Origin of the sequence: Pyxidicoccus fallax, from assembly GCF_012933655.1 — a bacterium.
Classification (GTDB): domain Bacteria; phylum Myxococcota; class Myxococcia; order Myxococcales; family Myxococcaceae; genus Myxococcus; species Myxococcus fallax.
Genome location: NZ_JABBJJ010000615.1, coordinates 1 through 3416 on the forward strand (window position 1 = coordinate 1; position 3416 = coordinate 3416).

Consider the following 3416-nt stretch of genomic DNA (forward strand, 5'->3'; position numbering starts at 1 on the left):
GCCCCGGGAGCCGCCCCCGCCCCCCGCGGCGTGGTGGTGGCGACCGTCTATGCCTTCGAGACGGCCGCGGACGAGGACTTCACCCGCTTCTTCGCACGGGAACTGGAGCCGCTGCTGGAGGAGATGGGCCTCCCGGTGTCGGCCTCCTTCGTGACGGAGGACAGCCCCAACACCTTCCCGGCGCTTCCCGTCCGCGAGGGTGAGCACGTCTTCGTCTGGTTCTCCTCCGCGCCCTCGCCCGAGCTCCTCGGGGAGCGGCTGTCGCGGCTGACAGACGCTCCGGCCTGGAGGCAGCGGGTGGAGCCCACGTTGAGGCGCCGCCTGAAGTCCGCGCCCGAGGTCCTCAAGCTCTCGCCCGGTGCCCGCTCCCGCCTGCGGGGGTAGGCTGACGCCCATGGGCGTCCATTGCCTCCAGCCCGTGACGGCGCTCGCGTAGCGTCCGGCGGTCAACGGCGGGGCGTGCTCAGTGGTGCAGCCCGGTGGGCCCCGTCCCCTGGGCACCGGAGGCGGACCCTTCCGCCGCCCCGCCCTCGCCCGTGCCGCCCTCGGACTGCCCGAGAAAGTCGTCCAGCGCGCCCACGTCGATGGGCTTGCGGAACACCGCGTCCACCAGCGCGAGGTTGGCGCGGTTCTGCCCGCGCACGTCCATGCCGGTGACGATGGCCAACAGCGCCTGCGGGGTCTTCTTGCGCAGCTCGCGCGCCAGCTCCCACCCGCTCATCTCGGGCATGACGGCGTCCAGCAGCGCGGCGTCGAAGCGGCGCCGGTCCCACATGCCCAGCGCCACCTCCGGGCTGTGGGCCACCTGCACGTCATAGCCCTCCTCGCCCAGCACCTCGGCCATCATCCGCGCGTTGTCGAGGTCGTCGTCCACCACCAGCACGCGCCGCGTCTGCTGGAAGCGCCGGGGCGCCCCCGGCCGCGTCTCCTCCGCGCGCGACGTCTCGCCGCGAGGCGCCTCCGTCACCGCCGCGTCATGCACGCGCGGCAGCCGCACGACGAAGGCCGCGCCCACGCCGGCGGTGCTGTTCTCCGCGTTCAGCTCGCCACCCCAGCGCTGCACCTGCGCGCGCGCCACCGCCAGATACAGCGACAGCTGCGGCAACCCCGAGTCCCGCCGCAGCGGGTCGAACAGCTGCGACAGCTCCTCCATGGCGTACGGTGGGCCCTCGTCCTCGATGCGCAGCGTCAGCCAGGGCTCCCCTTCCGCGCGCGTGGTGACGCGCAGCCGCCCGCCCTGCTCCATGCGGTCCCGGGCCGACAGCAGCAGGTTCACCACCAGCTCGCGGAAGAAGCCCGCGTCGGCCCGCACCTTTCCCGGGCTCCCCAGGTCCAGGTCCACGAGCACCGGGTGCTCGCGCTGCTCCAGCTCGCCGCGCGCCAGCTCCAGCGCCTCGCGCACCATCTGGTCCACCACCACGTCGGTGGGGTTCTCCTGCGTGCGCTGGACGTTGAACTCCTGCAGGCGTGCCACCAGCTCGCCAATCTGCTGCACCGTCTTGTCCAGCGCCTCCAGGTGCTCGGGCTTGAACTCGCGCTGCAGGAGGGTGATGCGCAGCCGCAGCACGTTGAGGAAGTTGTTGAGCGCATGCGCCGCGCCGGTGGCCAGCTGCCCCAGCGCCTGCTGGCGGGTGCGCTGCAACAGCCGCCCCTGCAGCCGGCGCAGCTCGCCGTGCGCGTTCTGCAGTGCCTTGGTCTTGTTGGCCGCCTCGGTGCGGTCGGTGAAGGTCTGGATGGCGCCGGCCAGCTCGCCCTCCTCCTCCCACACGGGCGTGGCGCTCATCTCCAGCGTGGCCTCGCCGCCGCTGGGCCGCTCCACCACCATCATCACCCCGCGCACCGGCCCCTTCTCCTTGAGCGCGCGCAGGAAGGGCATGTCGGCGACCTTGAAGGGCTCGCCCGTCGGGTGGCGGGCGTTCACCTGCCCCAGCACCGGGCCGAGCGTATTGGCCCCCCGCGACCCCACCACCGCGCGCATGGGCAGCCCCATCAGCCGGCTCACCGGCGGGGTGGCGAACGAGACGGTGCCGTCCACCTCGGCCAGCATGATGCCCACGTCCACCTGGTTGAGGACGGACTCCATCACCGCCGCCTCGCGGAAGCGCACCTCCTCCGTCTTCAGCACGCGCGAGTAGGACGCCTGCGCGGCCGCGTTGGCCTCCCAGACGAGGTCGGCGATGAGCGTCGCCACCTCCGGCTCGATGTAGCCCAGGTTGCGGCGCGCGTAGACGTACAGCAGCACCTCCTCGAGCGCCTTGAACTCGCGCGACAGGTCCTCGGGGTCGAAGTTCTGGCTGTACCGGAAGACGCCGTGCGGGCGCACCACCTCTGGCCACAGCCGCACCGCGTCCTCTCCCCGGTCCCTCAGCAGCCGGTCCAGCTCGTCGAGCAGCCGGCGCAGCGGCGCGCGCAAATCGCGCCCGGGGATGTCCACCTCATACGTCTCCGTCCGCAGGCGCTTCGCCCACAGGCGCGCCACGCGCTCGCGCTCCTCGCCGAGCAGGTCGGAGAGAGCCTTGATGGGGTCCAGGGCAGCCACGTTCAAGGCCTCAAGCTGTGCACGCCCGCCCGCCATGGCCACCCGGCGCCTGCCTGGCTGCCTGTCCCCCCTCGTATGTCCTCCGTTGACACTCGCATTGCATCCAATTACCGGCCGGCCCACCTTGCATGCACGGATGGCAAGCAAAGAGCGCGACAAGAACGACCTCCTCCAGGAGCCGCCCTGGATTTCCCAGCAGGCCATGGCGCAGCTCTTCCGCGGAGAGCTCAGCCGCTCCGACACGTGGCGCACGCGCCTGGACACCACCACCAACTGGGCGCTCACCACCACGGCGGCGGTCATCTCCTTCGGCTTCGCCACGCCGCAGAGCTCCCACGTCACCTTCCTGGTGGGCATCTGGATGGTCATCACCTTCCTGCTCATCGAGGCGCGGCGCTACCGCTACTACGACCTGTGGAACCGCCGGGTGCGCCTCCTCGAGGACGGCTGGTGGGCGCCGATGCTCCGGCGCGAGCCCATCGACCCGGACGCGATGCGCGAGCTGGCGGTGGAGATGTCCCGGCCGCAGCTCCAGCTGTCGCTCATGTCCGCCATCTCCACACGCCTCAACCGGGCCTATGGACCCATCCTCATGGTCCTGATGCTCACCTGGTTCGTGAAGGTCTACAGCCACCCGAAGCCACCGGACACGTTCTCCGAGTTCATGGACCGTGCCCACGTGGCCTGGCTCCCGGGGCCGGTGGTGATGGCCCTGCTGGCCTTCCTCACGCTGGCCGCCACCTACCTCTTCACCTCCTCCTTCTTCATCCGCGCGCCCATGGGTGAGCTGCGCCCCCGGCCCCGGGGCCGCCGCGCGGCCCTGTGGGAGTCCTTCTACCGGCCCTATGCCATCCACCGGCGCCGCCAGCCCCGGCGG

At 71.7% G+C, this 3416-nt stretch carries 2 protein-coding genes and 1 pseudogene; 2 read left to right on the top strand and 1 reads right to left on the bottom strand.

From position 1 onward, the window contains the following. Nucleotides 1–384: pseudogene (locus HG543_RS54815) on the top strand (NIPSNAP family protein); the annotation flags it as partial. A gap of 79 nt (nt 385–463) precedes the next feature. On the opposite strand, the gene HG543_RS52615 reads toward HG543_RS54815, so the two are convergent. Further along, the gene (locus tag HG543_RS52615; protein WP_169352515.1) at nt 464–2575 is read right to left on the bottom strand and encodes a response regulator; all 2112 of its coding nucleotides are present in this window, start codon (nt 2573–2575) and stop codon (nt 464–466) included. Nucleotides 2576–2675: 100 nt separating this feature from the next. On the opposite strand from HG543_RS52615, the gene HG543_RS52620 reads away from it, so the two are divergent. Further along, the coding region (locus HG543_RS52620) for a DUF2270 domain-containing protein (protein WP_169352516.1) at nt 2676–3416 on the top strand (741 nt) is incomplete at its 3' end.

Excerpts from the sequence above, each read along its gene's own strand:
- HG543_RS52615 (WP_169352515.1), bottom strand. The coding sequence starts at position 2,575 with ATGGCGGGCGGGCGTGCACAGCTTGAGGCCTTGAACGTGGCTGCCCTG.